The organism is Aeromonas diversa CDC 2478-85, from assembly GCF_000819805.1.
Classification (GTDB): Bacteria; Pseudomonadota; Gammaproteobacteria; order Enterobacterales; family Aeromonadaceae; genus Aeromonas; species Aeromonas diversa.
In genome coordinates, this window is sequence record NZ_CDCE01000029.1 from 39,546 (window position 1) to 58,484 (window position 18,939).

The following is an 18,939-nucleotide window of genomic DNA, read 5'->3' on the forward strand; positions in this document are numbered from 1 at the left end:
CGAATTGTTATAACCATATGTTATTAGAACCTATGTAGCTTATGCTGTGGTTCTCCACCTCGAGCGCAAGGAGTGACGAGGATGCAATTTCAGGGAAGTGGGCAGTACCTCGCCTCCGAGGCGTTGCAGATGGCGGTCAATGCCGCCGTAGTGCTGGAGAAGCCGCTGCTCATCAAGGGTGAGCCCGGCACCGGCAAGACCATGCTGGCGGAGGCGGTGGCCGAGGCGTTCGGCTGTGAGCTCATCGCCTGGCACATCAAGTCGACCACCAAGGCCCAGCAGGGACTCTATGAGTACGACGCGGTCGCGCGCCTGCGCGACTCCCAGCTCGGCGATCCGCGTGTCGCCGACATCCAGCACTACATCCGCCGCGGCAAGCTGTGGCAGGCCTTCACCGCCGATCAGCGCCCGGTGCTGCTGATCGACGAGATCGACAAGGCCGACATCGAGTTCCCCAACGATCTGCTGCTCGAGCTCGATCGCATGATGTTCGACGTCTACGAGACCGGCGAGCGGGTGACGGCCCGCCAGCGCCCCATCGTCATCATCACCTCCAACAACGAAAAAGAGTTGCCGGACGCCTTCTTGCGCCGCTGCTTCTTCCACTACATCCGCTTCCCCGAGAAAGAGGAGATGGCGGCCATCGTCCGTATGCACTATCCGCACCTCAAAGAGGAGCTGCTGGGTGAGGCGCTCGAGCTCTTCTTCGAGCTGCGCGAGGTGCCGGGCCTGCGCAAGCGCCCCTCCACCTCAGAGCTGCTCGACTGGGTACGCCTGCTGCTGGCCGACGAGATCGATGCCGACCTGATGCGCGCCCGTGAGCCGGGCAAGCTGATCCCGCCCCTCTACGGCGCCTTGCTCAAGACCGAGCAAGACCTGCACCTGTTCGAGAAACTGGCCTTCCTGGCCCGTCGGGGCGAGTAGCCATGCTGCTCGATTTCTTCGCCTGCCTGCGCCGTCACCGGCTGCCGGTGAGCCTGCGCGAGCTGCTCGACTTGCACGGGGCGCTGGCGGCGCGGCTGGTGTCGGTCGACATGGAGGCCTTCTACCAGTTGGCGCGCTGCGTGCTGGTCAAGGACGAGGGCCACTACGATCGCTTCGATCGCGCCTTTGGCGAGTATTACGACGGGTTGCAAAGTGCCCCCCTGTTGCCCGAGAGCCTGCCGGACGACTGGTTGCGCCAGGAGTTCGAGCGGCTGCTGAGCCCGGAGGAGAAGGCGCTGCTGGCCTCCCTCGGTGGGCTCGACAAGCTGCTCGAGCGGCTCAATGAGCGGCTGGCCGAGCAGCAGGAGCGCCACGCCGGCGGCAACAAGTGGGTCGGCACCGGTGGCAGCAGCCCGTTTGGGCATGGCGGTTACCACCCCGAAGGGGTGAGGATGGGAGGGCAGTCGCGCCATGGCCGCGCCGCCAAGGTATGGGAGGCGCGTGTTTACCGCAACCTCACCGATGAGGAGCCCCTCGGCCAGCGCGCCATGCAGCTGGCCCTGCGCCGGCTGCGGCGCTGGGTGCGCCGCGGCAGCCCGAGCGAGCTCGATCTTGACGAGACCATCCGCCGCACCGCCCGTCAGGGGTGGCTCGACGTGCAGCTGCGCCCCGAGCGCCACAACGGGGTAAAGCTGCTGGTCTTCTTCGACGTGGGGGGCTCTATGGATGCCCACGTGGCCCAGGTGCAGCGGCTCTTCTCGGCCCTGCGCCACGAGTTCAAGCACCTGGAGTATTTCTACTTTCATAACTGCCTGTACGAGTCGGTGTGGAAGGACAACGCGCGGCGCCATGAGGAGCGCCTCGAGACCTGGCGCTTGCTGCATACCTACGGCAGCGACTACCGGGTGATCCTGGTGGGAGACGCCACCATGGGGCCGTACGAGATCACCTGGCCGGGTGGCTCGGTCGAGCAGTGGAACGAGGAGCCGGGGCAGGTGTGGATGGAACGGCTGCAGGCCCATTTTCCCAAGCTGGTATGGCTCAATCCCACGCCACGCCGGGAGTGGCTGTGGCACCCCTCTATCAAACTGATGGGTTCGCTGATCGGCGAGCGCATGTACCCGCTGACTCTGGCAGGTCTTGCCGAGGCAGTGGAGCAACTATAAGCGAGGCTGCCAAGCGGCCCACCCAAGGAGCTGAAATGACATCTAATGCGACGACCGCCATCGTGATCAGTGGCAGCGGCCTTTATACCCCTCCCCATGCCGTCTCCAATGAGGCGCTGGTTGAGGCCTTCAATCGCTGGGTCGATCTCTACAACGACGAGAACGCCTCGGCCATCGACGCCGGCCAGATCCCGGCCAAGCAGTACTCGAGCTGCGACTTCATCGAGAAGGCGTCGGGGATCAAGAGCCGCTACCTGGTGAGCAAGGAGGGGGTGCTCGACCCCGAGGTGATGCAGCCTCTCATTCCCGAGCGTGCCGACGACAAGCCCTCCCTCATGGTGGAGATGGCTGTGGCGGCGGCCGAGGAGGCGCTGCGAGAGGCCGGCCGCGAGCCGAGCGAGATCGATCTGGTCATCGTCGGGGCCTCCAACATGCCGCGTCCCTACCCGGCGCTGGCCATCGAGCTGCAACACTATCTGGGGGCCACCGGGGCGGCGTTTGACATGAACGTGGCCTGCTCTTCGGCCACCTTTGCCATCAAGACCGCCGCCGATCTGCTGCGCGCCGGTACCGCCCGGCTGGCCCTGGTGGTCAATCCCGAGATCTGCTCGGGTCACCTCAACTTTCGCGATCGCGACAGCCACTTCATCTTCGGCGACGCCTGCACCGCCGTGCTGCTGGAGCGCGCGGAAACGAGCCACAACCCGCACCCCTGGGAGCTGGTCGACGCGCGTCTGGTGACGCAGTTCTCCAACAACATCCGCAACAACTTCGGCTTCCTCAACCGCTGCAGCCCCGACACCCGCTACGGCGACGACAAGCTGTTCGTGCAGCAGGGGCGCAAGGTGTTCAAGGAGGTGCTGCCCATGGTGAGCGAGATCATCACGACCCAGCTCGGCAGCGCCGGGTGGGGCAGCGAGACCCTCAACCGCCTGTGGTTGCACCAGGCCAACCTCACCATGAACCAGTTCATCGCGCGCAAGGTGCTCGGCCACGATGCCAGCACCGAGGAGGCGCCGGTGATTCTGGACCGCTATGCCAATACCAGCTCGGCGGGTTCCATCATCGCGTTTCATCTGTACAATCGCGACCTTCCCGTCGGCGCCCGGGGCGTTCTCTGCTCGTTTGGCGCCGGCTATTCTGTCGGTAGCCTGTTGCTCCGGCGCCGCTAGGTGGGTCAGACTCACCGAGAATAACCACACAACGCGTTCAGGTGGGTCTATGTATCCCATTTATCGAAGGGCTGCCCTTCACTACGTGGTCAGCCTGCAGCTTATCCTGCTCTACGGGATCCAGGTTTGCCCCTTTCTGGAGGGGCTCACTCTGATCCAGTTGGGCACGCCTGTACTGATCATCTTTGTCGCCATGTATGGCCTGCGAAGCCGTCTGCTAGTGAGAGGGGGGACCACCGCAATGGCTTTTTTGTTGAGTTGAGTCTCTTCCTGCTCGGTGGCGTGCTCTGGTCCCTTTATAACGGTCTCTTGTATGACTTTCCCATGGAGAGCCACCTCAAGATCCTGCTGGGCATGTTGACCCTGGGATTTCTGGTGGCGGCCGAGCTGTCGCTGCAGCGGGAATGGTTACAAGCCAGGGAGTGTGAAGCCAAGGCCGTGTTCGAGCTGAGCGGTCCGATAGGCATGCCACTGACGCGCAAGTTCTCCCTCTTCACCCTGGCAACCTTGGCGCTGCTGGGGGCCGTCTTTTTCCTGGTTTTTAACAAGGACATCGAGTGGCTGGCGGCGAATGAACTGCCTCTGCCCAGGCAGACGGCCCAGGCGCTCATCCTGTTTGAGGTTGCCTTCGTGATGGCGACGGCCTTCGCCTATCTCTGGTTCATTATTCGTGCCTATGGGCGCAATTTGACCCTTACACTGGGTTATCAAACCCGGACCATGGCCAGGGTGCGGGTCGGGGATCTCGACGCTCGGGTTCCGGTCGCCCGGGATGACGAATTTGGCCTCATCGCCGCCGGGACCAACCAGATGATTAGCGAGCTCAAGGCGCGCCGCGACGAGCTGAACTTGACCCGTGACGTGGCCATACTTGGGCTCGCTTCTCTGGCGGAAACGCGGGACAACGAAACCGGGGCGCATATCATCCGAACCCAGCACTATGTGAAGGTGTTGGCCGACTATCTGAGGCATCTCGATTGGGATCGCTACCCCCTCGACGATGACACCCTCGATCTCCTGTTTAAGTCCGCCCCTTTGCACGATGTGGGGAAGGTGGGGATCCCCGACGCCATCTTGCTCAAGCCGGGCAAGCTGACCGACGAGGAGTTCACCATCATGAAGCGCCATCCGCAGATCGGGGCCGATGCCCTGGCCAGCGCGGAGGCGCAGCTTGGCTCCAACTCTTTCCTGCGTCTGGCGCGGGATATCGCCCTCACCCACCACGAGAAGTGGGACGGTAGTGGCTACCCTGCCGGGTTGGTCGGGGAGGCGATTCCCCTGTCGGGGCGCCTGATGGCGATTGCCGACGTCTATGACGCCCTCATCTCGGCACGGGTCTACAAGCCTGCCTTCAGCCAAGAAGAGGCGCGGGAGATCATAGTCCGGGGGCGGGGCAGCCACTTCGACCCGGCTCTGGTCGATGCCTTCCTCGCCTGTGAGGACCAGTTTTGCGACATCGCCAGCCGCCATCGGGACAGCCATTGATACAAGAAGGCGCCACCCCAGGGTGGCGCCTTCTCATTGGGCGGGATCCAGCGAGATGACCTCGCACTCCGGCTCGCGGATGCGAAAGCGTACGTTGAGATCGAAGAGGCGAACCCCGTACTCCTTCTCGTCGGTTTTTCCCTTCTTGTAGGCAGGCCTCGGATCTTGGGCCAGCACCTCGCCAATGAATTGCCTCAGTTGAGGCAGCGCTCGCTGGTGATGGGCTAGCGCCGCCTCGGCCTCGGGGCTGAAGTGCACCGTCAGCAGATCGCCGGGCGGCTCGGGAGCAAAGCCACCACGAGCCTGGGGCAGGCTGTCGGCATAGGGGATATAGGGTTTGATGTCGACGATGGGCGTGCCGTCGAGCAGGTCCACGGCGCCGAGCTCGAGCCAGACGCCTCCTCGCTCCAGGGTCACTCCGAGCAGGGGGACTACCGAGAGACCGAGGGGATTGGGGCGGAAGGTTGAGCGGGTGGCGAACACCCCGACCCGCTCGTTACCGCCGAGGCGCGGTGGACGTACCGTGGGGTGCCACCCCTGATCCATAGTCTGATGGAAGACGAAGCTGAGCCAGAGGTGGGAGAACTGCTCCAGACCGCGCACCGCATCCGCCTGGTTATAGGGAGGCAACAGCTCGAGGCGGGCGGTGGAGGAGGTCACCAGGCCCGGTTGGCGCGGGATGGCAAATTTCTCCTTGTAGGGGGAGTGGATCAGCCCCAGGGTGTCGAGCTCAAACTTCATGGCAATTCCATCGGTAAAAAACCGGGGCAATCTAGCACAGTCGGAGCGGCCTCGCCATTTAGGCGAGGGCGGCGCCCAGAGCCAGCAGCACCTCGCGCAGCACGCTGCGATGGCAGCGTGACTCATGTTCGCAGTAGCAGCCGATGGCGAGGTTGCCGCTATGGGAGAGGGCGGCGAGCAGGGCCAGGTTGTGGCGCGCCTCGGGCGTGTTGAGCTCGGCCTTGTAGCGGCGCACGAACAACTGCCAGCTCTTCTCGTCCTCGGCCCCTTGACCGAGCTTCATCGTCTCGCTGCTGGGGGCCAGGTTGGGGTACCAGACATCGAACCAGTTGCCGCTGGCGTAGTCGCTCTTGGGGACACCGCGCGGAGGCCGGCGCACTATGCCAATGCGCAGCCCCTCGTCCGGCTGGCGGGACGTGCCGAGACGTATGATGGAGAGGGTCATGATGACTCCTTGCCGATGCAAAACGGGCCCCTAGGCCCGTTTCATCATTTGGATTCGGCCACCTTGATGGCCTGACCGTAGCAGACGATCTGCTTGAGGCAACCCGGGGTATCGCTGCGCTCACTGCATTTGTCGAGTACCAGGCCATTCCCCCCCAGATCGGCGGCGCGGGTACGAGCCTCGGTGCGGGCATTGGCGGCGCTCGGCACCGGCTGGTTGCTCCCCTCCTGACAGGATTGACCCTCGACGGTGCCGAGATAGAGGTAGTTGAGATCGGCCAGTTGATCCTGCTGGTAGATCTCGACGCCACTGGGCTTGAAGTACTCGTCAAAGTTCTTCTTGTCGAGGTTGCTGTTGAAGGCGTAGTTGGCACAGCCACTGGCCAGCAGGGGCATCATCAGGATCAGGCGTTTCATGGTTGCATCTTGTTGTCGGGGTCGGAGTGGCCATTATAGGGGCGGGCGGCCTGCGCCGACCAGCCCCGCATGGTGCATGCTTAGGCCGGCGCGAGCCGTTGGTGCAGACGGCGATAGTGATCGTCCGCGACGAGCAGCTCGGCATGCGGCGAGCAGCAAAGGATCTTGCCCTCTTCCATCAGGGCGATGCGATCCATCTGTGCCAATCCGGTCAGTCGATGGGTGATCAGCAGCACGCTGCGTTCGCGACACACCTCATGAAGCAGCTGCATGATGGCTTGCTCGGTCTGACGATCCAGCCCCTCGGTGGGTTCGTCGAGTAGCCAGAGCGGGGCGTCGTGGAGCAGGGCGCGGGCGATGCCGATGCGCCGCAGCTCGCCGCCGGAGAGCGCGCGCCCCCCCTCACCGAGCCAGGCGTCGAGACCGTCGTCATCCAGTAGCTGGCCGAGCCCGACCCGGGTCAGCACCTCGGTGAGACGCGCGTCCGAGGCCTCAGGCGCCGCCAGCAAGAGATTGGCCCGCAGGGTGTCGCTAAACAGGTGCACCCGCTGGCTCACCACCGTCATGGCGCCGCGCAGCGCCGCCTCGCTGTAGCCGGCCAGGGGGAGCCCTCCCAGGGTGAGGGTGCCTGCCGTCGGTTCCCATTCTCGGGTGATGAGCGAGAGCAGGGTCGACTTGCCGCAGCCGGTTTGGCCGAGCAAGGCTATCTTCTCTCCTACCGCCAGGGTCAATGAGACGCTGTGCAGCACGGGTGCATCGCCGCCCGGGTAGGTGAACTGGAGGTCGCTCACCACCAGTTCCCCCAGGGCCTGAGTGTCTTGGCTGCCGAAGTGGGCCGGCTCTGCCTGCTGTAGCACCTGATTGAGTCGGCGCGCCGCCGTCATACTGCTGGTGAGATGCAGGAATGCCCCCGAGAGCGGTTGCAGGGCCTCGAAGCTGGCCAGGGTGGCGAACACCATGAGGGCCGTGATGGGATCCGGCGCCTGACCCGCGACACCATGGCCGGCGAGCCACAGCATCAGTACCAGGCTCCAGCCGCTGATAAGACCCATCAGGGCGCTCGAGAGGCCGGTGATGCGCGCCATCGTCGCCTGGGCCTGGATGAGGGCGGCTTCCTCCTGACGCAGGGCCGACAGTTGGGGCTGGGCTGCGGCAAACATCTGCAGCTCGGCCTGGGCGCCCAGATAATCGAGCAGCCGGGTCCGCAGGCGAGAGCGCTGCTCCACCAGGGCGCTTCCGGGACGCTTGCCCAAGAAATAGAAGAGGATAGGCAGCAACATCATGCTGACCAACAGGATGGCGCCCAGAGTCAGTGCCAGGGTCGGGTCGAACAGGCTGAGGAAACCGACCATGGCGAGCGACCCGAGCAGGGCCACTCCGATGGGGGTGATCAGGCGCAGGTAGACATGATCGAGGGCATCGATGTCGGCCACCAGACGGTTGAGCAGATCGGCCTGACGGAACTGGCTGCGGCTACCGGTCGAGAGGGGGGCGAGCCGCTGCCAGAACCATACCCGCAGGCGAGTCAGTACCTTGAAGGTGGCATCGTGGCTGACGACGCGTTCACCCCAGCGGCCGGCGGTCCGGATGATAGAGAAAAAACGCACTCCACCGGCCGGGGTCATGTAGTTGAAGGCGTGGCTGGTGGCCACGGTGAGCCCCGCCACGGCGGCGGCACTGAGAAACCATCCCGACAAAGAGAGTAGCCCCATACCGGCAATGAGGGTCACCATGGCCAGCAGCAGGCCCAGGCTGAGGCTCAGCCAGTGCTGACGGTAGAGGCGCAGGAAAGGGAGCAGATCACGCATCGATATCTCCTTCGTCACGGTTGGCCAGCAGAGTCGCAAAGGGGCCTTGGGTACGGGTCAGGGTGCGCCAGTCCCCTTGCTCGACCAGATGGCCGCGCTCGAGCACCAGGATCTGATCCATTCCCTCGAGCTGCTCGATGCGGTGAGTGATCATCACCAGGGTCTGGTGACAGATCACCTCGGCCAGGGTTGCCATGATGGCGCGTTCCGAGTGGCGATCCAGGCTGGCGGTCGGCTCGTCGAGCACCATCAGCCAGGTGGATTTGAGCAGGGTACGGGCGAGGGCGATGCGCTGGGCCTGGCCGACCGAGAGGCCGCTGGCCCCGTCACCGAGCCGGTAATCGAGCCCCTTGGCGGCGACAAACTCCCAGGCCTGGGCGCGGCGCAGGGCCTGCTCCAGAGTTGCATCATCGGCATGCGGGGCCGCCAGTTGCAGGTTGTCACGCACCGAGCTGGTCAGCAGTTGAGGATTTTGCGACAACCAGCCCACCTGATGGCGCCACTGAACCATGTCGAGCTCACGTAGCTCCTGCCCATTGACTCTGAGGCTGCCCCGATATGGCATGAAGCCGAGCAGGGCGTTGATGAGTGAGCTCTTGCCGGCGCCACTGACGCCGACCAGGGCGACCTGATGGCCGGCCGGGATGGTAAAGGAGAGGGGACCGACCAGCACCTTGCCTTCGGCGCTTAACACCTCGAGCTCGCAGGCCTCAATGGCAATGGGAGCCTCGGCCATGAAGGCGTGTCGTCCCGAGGCGGGTTCGGCAACATCGGCGTCGAGGAAGTCGAGCAGCTGTTCGGCGGCACCGATGGCTTGGGCCTTGGCGTGGTAGTGAGCGCCCAGCTCGCGCAGGGGGGCGTAGAATTCGGGGGCCAGAAAGAGCACAAACAGGCCGGTGAAGAGGGTCACCTCGGCCCCATAGTGGCCAAAGTCCAGGTGATCGAGGTAGGTGAAGCCAAAATAGACCGCGACCAGTGCCACCGAGATGGCGGCGAAGAACTCCAGCACGGCGGTGCTGAGGAAGGCGAGTCGCAGCACCTCCATGGTGCGGGAGCGAAACTCTTCCGAGGCGCGCTCGATGGCCTTCCCCTCTTCATTGGCGCGCAGGAACAGCTGCAGGGTGCGCAGGCCACGCAGACGATCGAGAAAGTGGCCGGAGAGGCGGGCCAGGGACTGAAAGTTGCGACGGTTGGCATCCGCCGCGCCGACCCCGACCAGGATCATGAAGAGCGGGATCAGCGGTGCCGTGCCGAGCAAGATGAGTCCGGCAGCCCAGTTGACCGGAAAGACGGCGACCAGGATCACCAGAGGAATGAAGACGGCGATGGCCATCTGAGGGAGATAGCGAGAGAAAAACTCCTGCATGTTTTCCACCTGCTCGAGCAGCAGGCTGGCCCAGCTTCCGGCCGGGCGGCGCTGGATATAGGCCGGCCCCAGCTGGGTGAGGCGTGTCAGTACCAGATCGCGAATCGTTTGGCGCACGGCTGCGCCGGCATGAAAACTGGTGACTTCACGGCCATAGGCCGCCGCCGCCTTGAGCGCCGTGGTGAGTAGCAGTGCCATGAAATAGGAAGGCATGTCAGCCGGTGCTTGGTTGAGCATGATGAAGCCGTGCAACAGGGTTGCCAGCAGCCAGGCCTGCGCCACCATCAAGACGCCTTGGGTGAGGCCAAAGGCAATACTCATGCCGATCCAGCGTTTGCCATGTGCCGATTGCTTGCGCAGCCAACCGTACAGGCGTTTTTGTGTCTGTTTGTCCATGCCACCTCCATTTGCTCGGGGTGGCGCAAGACTATCTGCGGTATCTCCCCTTGGCAACCGCCAGGAGTATCAGAATGAAGTCGTTTGGATTGAAAAAACAGCGACTTGGTTAAATGGTGGGCAAACGAACCGGGGGGGTGCAAAAAAGTGTATCAATGACGTTGCGCTTATCCTGAAAAAACATATAGTGGGTGCACACCAAGCGGGTGTAGTTCAATGGTAGAACGGGAGCTTCCCAAGCTCTTAGCGTGGGTTCGATTCCCATCACCCGCTCCATACAATGCGTGCGGGCATCGTATAATGGCTATTACCTCAGCCTTCCAAGCTGATGATGCGGGTTCGATTCCCGCTGCCCGCTCCAGACCGCCATCAGGCGGTTTTTTTGTACCTCTCTCTTGTATCCCCGCTTTCCTTCTTAATGCCTTCTCTCCCGATGACCGGCAGGGTTTGTTCCTCTGATGCATACTGAATTGGCGCCGTTTCGCGGTGGCTGACGCCAGGCGAACGCCACCATGCAGGGCGATCGTGCAACTCCAATGAGGGTGATGACATGTTCAATAGCAAGCTAAAAGGAGAGCTCGAGCAGATGCGCTCCGAGCTTGCCCGTCAGAAGGCATTTGTCGAGGCGCTCAACCAGAGTATGGCCCGCATCACCTTCACGCCACAGGGAGAGGTGGTCGATGCCAATGAACTGTTTCTCAAGACGATGGGGTATACCCTGCCGGAGATAGTGGGCCGCCATCACGCCATGTTCTGCGACGACGGGGATAAAGACGCACCAGAATATCGCCACTTCTGGCAGGATCTGGCCCAGGGGCGGGTTAAGTCAGGCACCTTTCAGCGACGCAATCGACAGGGGGGGCTCCTCTGGTTGGAGGCAACCTACTTCCCGGTCCGGGTCGATGGGAAGGTGACCCAGGTGATCAAGATAGCGCTCGACGTGACGGCGCAGCAGGAGCAGAGACTTACCCAGGAAGCCCTCTTTCAGGCCCTGGATTGCTCCATGGCGATCATCGAGTTTACCCCCCAGGGCGATATCCTCAGCGCCAACAAGAACTTTCTCGACACCCTGGGGTACCGCCTCGACGAGATCAAGGGGCGGCATCACCGCATGTTCTGTGATGAGAGTTTCTACCGGGAGCAGCCTCACTTCTGGGATGACCTGGCACAGGGGCGTTTCAAGTCGGGACAGTTTCTCCGCCGTGGCCCCCATGGGGAAGAGGTCTGGATAGAGGCGACCTATAACCCTATCTTCGGGGCGGATGGCCAGGTCATCAAGGTGATCAAGTTTGCCTCTGACATCACGTCCCAGATCACCCGAGCCCACGCGGTGCAGGAGGTGGCCGAGGTCGCCAGAACCACCTCGGCTGACACCGAAGAGTCGGCCCGCAAGGGTGCCAACTTGTTGGCCGGAGTGGTGGGTACATCGGCCAGCATAGCGTTGCAAATGGAGGAGGCCAGCGACTACATGAACAAGCTCAATGCCCAGTCCCAGAGCATTGCGTCCATCGTCTCGACCATCAGCGGGATCGCCGATCAAACCAATCTGCTGGCCTTGAACGCCGCCATCGAGGCGGCCAGAGCCGGCGATCAGGGGAGGGGATTTGCCGTGGTGGCCGACGAGGTTCGCCAGTTGGCGGCCCGAACCTCTCTGTCGACCGGAGAGATAGCCCAGGTAGTGCGAAAGAATCGGGAGTTGACCGGTCAGGTCAGCGCCCAGATGGGGGCCGTTTCCTCGAGTGCTCAACAAGGACAGCGGCAGATTGGCGAAGTTGCGGCCGTGATGGAGGAGATCCGTCGTGGGGCTGAGCACGTATCGGTGACGATTGCGGGCCTTCCTCACTCCTAATAGGAAGGGCCATAACGACAAAGGGCGCCGAGGCGCCCTTTGTATTGAGTCAATCGCTTATTCCACTTCCAGCTCGCCGCAGAAGCGATAGCCTTCACCGTGGATGGTGGCGATGATCTCGGGCGTATCGGTCACACTCTCGAAGTGCTTGCGAATACGGCGGATGGTGACGTCGACGGTGCGATCGTGGGGCTTGAGCTCGCGGCCTGTCATCTTCTTGAGCAGCTCGGCACGGGTCTGGATCTGACCCGGATTCTCGCAGAAGTGCAGCATGGCGCGGAATTCGGAGCGCGGCAGCTTGAAGACGTCGCCGGTCGGGCTGACCAGGGCACGGCTATTGATATCCAGCGCCCAGCCGTTGAAGGTGTAACGCTCGACCAGTTTCTTCTCATCGCCGGCGCCGTTGGCATTCATGGTACGGCTCAGCAGATTGCGGGCACGAATGGTCAGCTCACGGGGGTTGAAGGGCTTGGTTATGTAGTCATCGGCGCCGATTTCGAGGCCGAGGATCTTGTCTACTTCGTTATCACGACCGGTCAGGAACATCAGGGCGATGTTGTCATGCTCGCGCAATTCGCGTGCCAGCAACAGGCCGTTCTTGCCCGGCAGGTTGATGTCCATGATGACCAGATTGATGGCGTGGCTGGTCAGGGCCTGGTGCATCTCATCGCCATTATTGGCTTCGAGCACTGTGTAGCCTTCGGCCTCGAAGATGCTCTTGAGGGTATTGCGGGTGACGAGTTCGTCTTCGACGATCAGAATGTGTGGTGTTTGCATGAATGTTCCCGGATTCGTAGCAACTGATTATTAAAATTTAACACTGTCGGTTTAGCCTGACCCTGATTCTGGTGTCCTGAAAAAGAATTACGTCATCCTGGGGTTGCAGTTCAGATCGGCAGACCTGTAAGTCGGCATCGGCCCACTCCGTGGCCTTGTGCTGGCGTCGTTAGAAGCTTGTCACGCCATGTTCTAGAGGGTAGTCCATTACGATGGTCGTCGCATTTTATCAGTTAACAGAGACATAACAACACTCTTTGGTGTTGGATAGCAACTATTTAACTCCGGTTTGATATAGGTCAAACCGGCAGTAATGGCCCCACAACTGGGTTGTGGGCTGCAGGTCTGAGGGGCCGGGTGTAGGCGGTTTGTTACATTTCACAGGCATCAAACATGTGGGAAAACTACAAACAAATTCGTTTTCTGGCCGAGGCTAAGGTGCCTGACTGGCCATGTTTCGCCATCATCACCGCCTGGAATCCGGCGAGTCAGCCGTTGACCAGAGAGGAGAATGAGCAGCGCCATCTCTGCCTGTTGGCGCGGTTGTGTGACTATCCCTATCTGGGTGTGTGGGGGTGTTCGCCTGATCTGGGGTGGCATGAGTACAGCCTGGCGGTGGCGTGCCCACTCGGCGTCGCCATGGGATTGGCGGCCGAGCATGGCCAGAACGGCCTCTACTGGGTCGAAGCGGGGCGCCTCTCACTGGTGCCCGTCTTACTCGATGAGCAGGTGGTGGTGTTGGGCGAGCTGGCCTCTTACTGGATTGCGCCGGGGCGCACTCGTTGAAATAATGAGCGGCGGTGCCATCAAGGATGAAGGAGTTCACTATGTTACTAGCCCCTCAGGATCTGCTGCCGGATCTGTGTGACAACCATGCCGAGCGGCTGCAAGTCGCCATCACCCCTTTCCACGATTATGGTGGCCGCGCCACCTTCTATGGGCGTGCCGTGACCCTCTCTTGTTTCGAAGATAACAGCCTGGTGCGTGAACTGGTGGCCCAGAATGGGCAGGGAAGGGTGTTGGTGGTCGATGGTCAGGGGTCACTGCGCCGGGCACTGCTTGGTGATCTGCTGGCTCAGAAGGCGCTCGACAATGGTTGGGAAGGGGTGCTGATCAACGGCGCCGTGCGCGATGTGGTGACCCTGGGAACGTTGTCACTCGGGATCAAGGCGCTGGGGGCCTGCCCTATCAAGACGGAAAAGCTGGGTCTGGGTGAGCGCGATGCGGTGCTGCAGTTTGCCGGGCTGACCATACATCCTGGCGACTACATCTATGCCGACCCCAATGGTGTGGCGGTGAGTGCAGATCGCCTCTTGGACTAAAACTGGTAACCGATCCCCAGAGTCAGGCTCGATTCGTGGCTGACGCCCAGATCGGCTTTTAACGAGAACGATGAGGGGAGCAGGAGAGAGCCGCTCAGTTGTAATTCGGTGTGCGCCGACCCGAAGTTGAGTTGTCTGAGCTGGCCACCCACAGTGAGTGAGGGAAGCAGCTGATAGCGCACCCCGGACCCCAGGGTATGCCCAGCCACGCTTTGTTGGCCAGCCAGGGCCGAGCCGGCCTCAACAAACCAGCTCCACCCATCGCCCAGGCGCTGGCGATAGCCTGTGCTGATGAGCCAGAGGTCAAAATGTTCCTGCGTGCTGGCGCCACGCTGTCCGAGCAATACCCCTGAATAGCCGCTGGTGTAGAGGGCATTCTCTTTCTCTTCGAGCACCTTGTCCCAGATGCTGGCTTGCGCCTGACCCAGCATCCCGCAGATGACGCCCACCACTGCCAGAATCTTGACCATGTGCCCCCCTCCTGTGGATGCCGGAAGTACAAGCATGGCACATGCCATTCATCAGCAACTGGCTTTTTTATCCTCAGGAAGGCAATGAAAAAAGCCGGCTGGGAGCCGGCTTCGTCAAGGCACATCGGGGGTTAGGCCGCTTCACTCTTCTCGCGGATCAGCTTGTCGACCACGCCCGGATCGGCCAGGGTCGAGATGTCCCCCAGGCTATCGGTCTCGCCGGTAGCAATCTTGCGCAGAATGCGACGCATAATCTTGCCGGAGCGGGTCTTGGGTAGTCCCTCGGCCCAGTGGATCACGTCCGGTGTGGCGATGGCGCCGATCTCTTTACGCACCCACTCCTTGACCTCCTTGTGCAGCTCGCGGCTTGGCTCTTCCCCGGCGATCAGGGTGACGTAGGCATAGATGCCCTGACCCTTGATCTCATGGGGCACGCCGACCACGGCTGCCTCGGCAATCTTGGGATGGGCCACCAGAGCCGACTCGATCTCGGCGGTGCCCATGCGGTGTCCCGAGACGTTGAGCACGTCGTCCACCCGGCCGGTGATCCAGTAGTAGCCATCCTCGTCGCGGCGGGCACCGTCACCGGTGAAGTAGCGGCCGGGGAAGGTGGAGAAGTAGGTCTGCTCAAACCGCTCGTGATCGCCGAATACGGTGCGCATCTGGCCCGGCCAGGAGTCGGTGATCACCAGGTTGCCTTCGGTGGCCCCTTCCAGCGGCTCGCCTAGATTGTCGACCAGGGCCGGCTGAACCCCGAAGAAGGGGCGGGTGGCCGAGCCCGGCTTGAGGTCGGTGACACCGGGCAGCGGAGTGATGAGGATGCCGCCGGTCTCGGTCTGCCACCAGGTGTCGACGATGGGGCAACGCTCGTCGCCTATGGTGCGGTAGTACCACTCCCAGGCTTCCGGGTTGATGGGTTCACCCACCGATCCCATGATGCGCAGGCTCGAACGCGAGGTGTCGGCCACTGCCTCATTGCCCTTGGCCATCAGGGCGCGGATAGCGGTCGGGGCTGTGTAGAGAATGGTGACCTGATGCTTGTCGACCACCTGGCTCATGCGGTTGGTGGCCGGGTAGTTGGGCACCCCTTCGAACATGATGGTGGTGGCGCCGTTGGCGAGCGGCCCATAGACCAGATAGGAGTGGCCGGTGACCCAACCCACGTCGGCGGTACACCAGTAGATGTCTTCCTCGTGGTAGTCGAAGACGTACTTGAAGGTCATGGCGGCGTACACCAGGTAGCCGCCGGTGGTGTGCAGCACCCCCTTGGGCTTGCCGGTAGAGCCTGAGGTGTAGAGGATGAACAGCGGGTCTTCGGCGCCCATCGCCTCGGGCGCACAGTCGCTGCTGACGGCAGCCGTTGCCTCATGCCACCACAGATCGCGGTGGTTGTGCCAGGCGACATCGCCGCCGGTACGTTTGAGCACGATCACCTTCTCGACTCTGGCCTCGGGGTTGGTTAGGGCCTCGTCGACGTTTTTCTTGAGGGGAACGGCACGCCCGCCGCGCAGCCCCTCATCGGCGGTGATCACCACTCGGGAGCCGGAGTCGATGATGCGCCCGGCCAGGGCTTCGGGGGAGAAACCGCCGAAGACCACGGAGTGGACGGCACCGATACGGGTACAGGCCAGCATGGCGATGGCCGCCTCCGGCACCATGGGCATGTAGAGGCAGACCACGTCGCCCTTGTGGACACCCTGAGCCTTGAGTACGTTGGCAAACTTGCACACCTCGGTGTGCAGCTCGCGATAGGTGAGCTTGCGATCCTCGGTAGGGTTGTCCCCTTCCCAGATGATGGCGACCTTGTCGCCGCGCTCGCTCAGATGGCGATCCAGGCAGTTGGCCGAGACGTTGAGCAGGCCGTCTTCATACCACTTGATGGAGACGTGGCCGGGATCGTAGGAGCTGTTCTTGACCCTGGTATAGGGTTTCATCCAGTTGACAATCTTGCCGTATTCACCCCAGAAGGCATCGGGATTCTCCACCGAGGCTCGGTACATGGCTTCATAGCCGGCCCTGTCGATGTGGGCGTGCTGGGCAATCTGTGACTTGACCGGGTAGACCTTGCTCTCGCTCATTTTGCGGCTCCTTGGCAACACATCCTTTTAATAGTCTTGTAACAACTTATACCTTTGTCCGGGGAGGACAAATTAGACTTTTGGATAGCCTTGCCACGAGCGCTGTTGGAACTGCGACCAATAGCTGAGAAATTGTGTCGTCTCCATCGGTGGGTTGAACAGATAGCCCTGACCATTCTCACATCCCAAGCTTTGTAAGAAGGTCAGCTGCTCTGGGGTTTCGATCCCCTCAGCGGTGACGGTCAAGTCCAGGTTGTGGGCCAGGGTGATGATAGTTCGGCAAAGCTCACAACTGTGGCGGTCATGAGGAATGGGCTGCACGAAGCTCCTGTCTATCTTGATCCTGTCGATCGGCAGGGACTTGAGCAGGCTTAGGGAAGAGAAACCGGTGCCGAAGTCATCGATGGCGATGGTGACCCCCAGTTGCTTGAGTTCGGCGAACTTGCGCAGGCTCTGATCCACCTGCTGCATGATGCTCTCTGTCACTTCCAACTCCAGCAGATGCGGCGGGAAGCCGGTCTGCTTGAGGATGGCCGCGACCTGGGCGGCATAGTCGTGGGCTCTCAGCTCACGCACCGACACGTTGACCGCCAGCCGCGACAGGGGTAATCCCTGGTCAAGCCAGCGGGCACCTTGCTCGCAGGCTTCACGCATCACCCACTGGCCGATTGGTTCGATGAGCCCACTCTCTTCGGCGATGGGGATGAATTGATCCGGCGCTATGATGCCACGCTCGGGGTGGCGCCAGCGTAGCAGTGCCTCGACACCGGGGGGCTGGGACTGCTGCAGGGAGTGGATCGGTTGATAGTGTAACTCCAGCTCGCTGCGATCCAGCGCCTGAGCCAGTCCCTGCTCGAGTCGCAACTTGTTCATCGAGCGCTGTGCCATGTCCGGAGAGTAGAGCAGGGAGCGGTTGCGTCCCTGGCTCTTGGCCTCGTACATGGCGCTGTCGGCCGCCTGAAGCAGTGCCTCCGGGGTACTGGCATCGTCGGGGAATAACGCAATGCCGATGCTGGCCGAGATGGAGACCGGCTCCGGGCTCAGCGGGATCGGAGGCCGAATGGTTTGCAGCACCTTCTCTGCCAGGGTGAGCAATTCCTGAGGTTGCTGCACCTGAGGGACCAGGATGAGGAACTCATCTCCTCCCTGGCGGGTCAGCAAGTCGTTGCTGCGGATGGCGCTGCGCAGCCGGTCGGCGAGCAGTCGCAGTAACTGGTCACCGGCGCTGTGCCCCAGGGTATCGTTGATCAGCTTGAAGCCGTCGAGATCGATAAAGAGCAGGCCAAGCCGATGTTGATGGAGATGGGCCGTCTGCAGCTCTATGGTCAGCCTGTCTTGCAGTTGGTTACGATTGCCCAGCCCGGTGAGGGGGTCGTGATAGGCCAAATGGTTGAGCTGGGCTTCGGCCTGACGGATGGCACTGATGTCTGAAAACGCGATGACGTAGTGAGACGCGGTATTGCCGCTACCGTGGCCATGGACGATGCTGACATGCTGCCAGGAGGTGAAATGCGTTCCATCTTTTCGCACAAACAGCATCTCGCCGTGCCAGGCGGGCTCTTGCTTGCCCAGGTGACTCCACGGGGTGACGCTGTCCCCCTGGCGACGTTGATGCATCAGGTGGTCCGGAGTCTGGCCGAGTACCTCTTCTTGTCGATAGCCGGTCAGCCGGGTGAAGGCCGGGTTGGTAGAGATGATGCGATGGTGCTCATCCATGATGATGATCCCCTCGGCCGCCGTGTCGAATACCACGTTGGCCTGAGGCAACTGCTCTTCGCGTCGACAGCGCTCGGTCACATTGAGGAAAACCCCGATCATCTGGCTGCTGGGGCCCTCCTCCTGATTGCGAAAATCGGCGTAGAAATCGATCCAGGTGAGATCCCCGTTGGGAATGACATAGCCCAGTGTCAGGTTGAAGGCGCCCCCGTTGGCGATCGCCTGGCGCAACTTGTTTTGTGAGGGGATGAGGAAGCGCTCGATGAAGCGCTCTATGCCATCGCACTCTCCGTTTTCGAAGCTGAGTGTGAGCGCATCGTTGCCGCTTAAATGCAGCTTGTCCTGATTGCGATTCCATTCCCACAGGCCCAGATCTGCGGCCTTGATGGCCAAACGCAGGCGCGCTTCGCTCTCTTGCAGCCCCAGTTCAGTGTTGCGCCGCGCCATGGCCATCTGCAAGGTGGCCTTGAGTTCGCGCAGATCGAACGGTTTGAGCAGATAACCATAGGGAAGGCTCTCCTCGGCCCGCGCCAACGTCTTCTCTTCGGCATAGGCGGTGAGGAAGATGACCGGCAGTTGCCAGCGCTGGAAGATGGCTCGCGCCGCCTCGGTGCCGTCGATGTCGTCCTCCAGATTGATGTCCATCAGTATGATGTCCGGTTGGAGCGTGCCGGCCAGGGCAATGGCATCGCCGCCTCGTGATGCCATGCCGACGACCTCATAACCCAGGTGCGTGAGACTGTTCTTAAGGTCGAGGGCGACGATGCGCTCATCTTCGACAATCATGATGCGTTGATTCATAAGGCTC

Annotated in this window: 16 protein-coding genes, 2 tRNA genes and 1 pseudogene; 10 read left to right on the top strand and 9 right to left on the bottom strand. The window is 61.9% G+C overall.

Annotated elements, in window-relative coordinates; translation table 11 throughout:
• The first annotated feature begins 81 nt into the window (after positions 1–81).
• The 5 genes and pseudogenes from BN1121_RS09575 (at position 82) to BN1121_RS20380 (ending at position 4,747) form a co-directional block, all read left to right on the top strand.
• Entirely contained in the window at positions 82–924 is an 843-nt protein-coding gene (locus tag BN1121_RS09575) for an AAA family ATPase (RefSeq protein WP_005356948.1), read from the top strand.
• A gap of 2 nt (positions 925–926) precedes the next feature.
• A complete protein-coding gene (locus BN1121_RS09580; RefSeq protein ID WP_005356950.1) occupies positions 927–2,090 on the top strand; it encodes a vWA domain-containing protein in 1,164 nt (387 codons plus the stop codon).
• 35 nt (positions 2,091–2,125) lie between these two features.
• Positions 2,126–3,262 (top strand): beta-ketoacyl-ACP synthase III, encoded by a 1,137-nt coding sequence (locus BN1121_RS09585; protein WP_005356953.1) that lies wholly within the window; start codon positions 2,126–2,128, stop codon positions 3,260–3,262.
• Between the two features lie 49 nt (positions 3,263–3,311).
• Positions 3,312–4,030, top strand: a pseudogene (locus BN1121_RS20375) (hypothetical protein); the annotation flags it as partial.
• A gap of 42 nt (positions 4,031–4,072) precedes the next feature.
• Positions 4,073–4,747, top strand: coding sequence for an HD-GYP domain-containing protein (locus BN1121_RS20380; protein WP_503487618.1), 675 nt, complete (start codon positions 4,073–4,075; stop codon positions 4,745–4,747).
• A 33-nt stretch (positions 4,748–4,780) separates the two neighbouring features.
• Here BN1121_RS20380 and tsaA read toward each other — a convergent pair whose 3' ends face one another.
• The 5 genes from tsaA to cydD form a co-directional block, all read right to left on the bottom strand.
• The gene (gene tsaA / locus BN1121_RS09595; protein WP_005348992.1) at positions 4,781–5,488 is read right to left on the bottom strand and encodes a tRNA (N6-threonylcarbamoyladenosine(37)-N6)-methyltransferase TrmO; all 708 of its coding nucleotides are present in this window, start codon (positions 5,486–5,488) and stop codon (positions 4,781–4,783) included.
• A 58-nt stretch (positions 5,489–5,546) separates the two neighbouring features.
• A complete protein-coding gene (locus tag BN1121_RS09600) occupies positions 5,547–5,933 on the bottom strand; it encodes a DUF488 domain-containing protein (protein ID WP_005348994.1) in 387 nt (128 codons plus the stop codon).
• A 44-nt stretch (positions 5,934–5,977) separates the two neighbouring features.
• Positions 5,978–6,349, bottom strand: coding sequence for an Rcs stress response system protein RcsF (gene rcsF, locus BN1121_RS09605; protein WP_005348997.1), 372 nt, complete (start codon positions 6,347–6,349; stop codon positions 5,978–5,980).
• Positions 6,350–6,429: 80 nt separating this feature from the next.
• Complete coding sequence (gene cydC, locus BN1121_RS09610; RefSeq protein ID WP_043597742.1) at positions 6,430–8,157, bottom strand: heme ABC transporter ATP-binding protein/permease CydC; 1,728 nt, start codon at positions 8,155–8,157, stop codon at positions 6,430–6,432.
• Positions 8,150–9,919, bottom strand: coding sequence for a heme ABC transporter permease/ATP-binding protein CydD (gene cydD / locus BN1121_RS09615; RefSeq protein WP_005348999.1), 1,770 nt, complete (start codon positions 9,917–9,919; stop codon positions 8,150–8,152). The genes cydC and cydD overlap by 8 nt, the downstream gene beginning before the upstream one ends.
• 202 nt (positions 9,920–10,121) lie before the next feature.
• Here cydD and BN1121_RS09620 point away from each other — a divergent pair.
• From BN1121_RS09620 to BN1121_RS09630, 3 genes are all read left to right on the top strand, one after another.
• Positions 10,122–10,195: transfer RNA gene (locus BN1121_RS09620), tRNA-Gly, on the top strand.
• Positions 10,196–10,205: 10 nt separating this feature from the next.
• Positions 10,206–10,280: transfer RNA gene (locus tag BN1121_RS09625), tRNA-Gly, on the top strand.
• A gap of 189 nt (positions 10,281–10,469) precedes the next feature.
• Complete coding sequence (locus BN1121_RS09630) at positions 10,470–11,768, top strand: methyl-accepting chemotaxis protein (RefSeq protein WP_043597744.1); 1,299 nt, start codon at positions 10,470–10,472, stop codon at positions 11,766–11,768.
• A 57-nt stretch (positions 11,769–11,825) separates the two neighbouring features.
• Here the strand turns inward: BN1121_RS09630 and arcA are convergent, their stop codons facing one another.
• Positions 11,826–12,545, bottom strand: a complete 720-nt coding sequence (arcA, locus tag BN1121_RS09635; protein ID WP_005349002.1) for a two-component system response regulator ArcA — start codon at positions 12,543–12,545, stop codon at positions 11,826–11,828.
• Positions 12,546–12,938: 393 nt separating this feature from the next.
• Between arcA and BN1121_RS09640 the strand changes: the two genes are divergently transcribed.
• On the top strand, positions 12,939–13,331 hold the full coding sequence (locus BN1121_RS09640; protein WP_005349004.1) for a DUF3293 domain-containing protein: 393 nt from the start codon (positions 12,939–12,941) through the stop codon (positions 13,329–13,331).
• A gap of 41 nt (positions 13,332–13,372) precedes the next feature.
• Positions 13,373–13,867 (top strand): putative 4-hydroxy-4-methyl-2-oxoglutarate aldolase, encoded by a 495-nt coding sequence (locus BN1121_RS09645; protein WP_005349005.1) that lies wholly within the window; start codon positions 13,373–13,375, stop codon positions 13,865–13,867.
• On the opposite strand, the gene BN1121_RS09650 is transcribed toward BN1121_RS09645, so the two are convergent.
• The 3 genes from BN1121_RS09650 to BN1121_RS09660 all read right to left on the bottom strand — a co-directional run bounded on the left by BN1121_RS09650 (position 13,864) and on the right by BN1121_RS09660 (position 18,932).
• Positions 13,864–14,337, bottom strand: coding sequence for a hypothetical protein (locus BN1121_RS09650; RefSeq protein WP_005349007.1), 474 nt, complete (start codon positions 14,335–14,337; stop codon positions 13,864–13,866). The two genes, BN1121_RS09645 and BN1121_RS09650, sit on opposite strands and share 4 nt — an antisense overlap.
• Before the next feature lie 131 nt (positions 14,338–14,468).
• Positions 14,469–16,415 carry an acetate--CoA ligase gene (acs, locus tag BN1121_RS09655; RefSeq protein ID WP_005349009.1) on the bottom strand — a complete coding sequence of 649 codons (1,947 nt, stop codon included), beginning with the start codon at positions 16,413–16,415 and terminating at the stop codon, positions 14,469–14,471.
• Between the two features lie 72 nt (positions 16,416–16,487).
• A complete protein-coding gene (locus BN1121_RS09660; protein ID WP_005349011.1) occupies positions 16,488–18,932 on the bottom strand; it encodes a two-component system response regulator in 2,445 nt (814 codons plus the stop codon).
• Between the last annotated feature and the right edge of the window lie 7 nt (positions 18,933–18,939).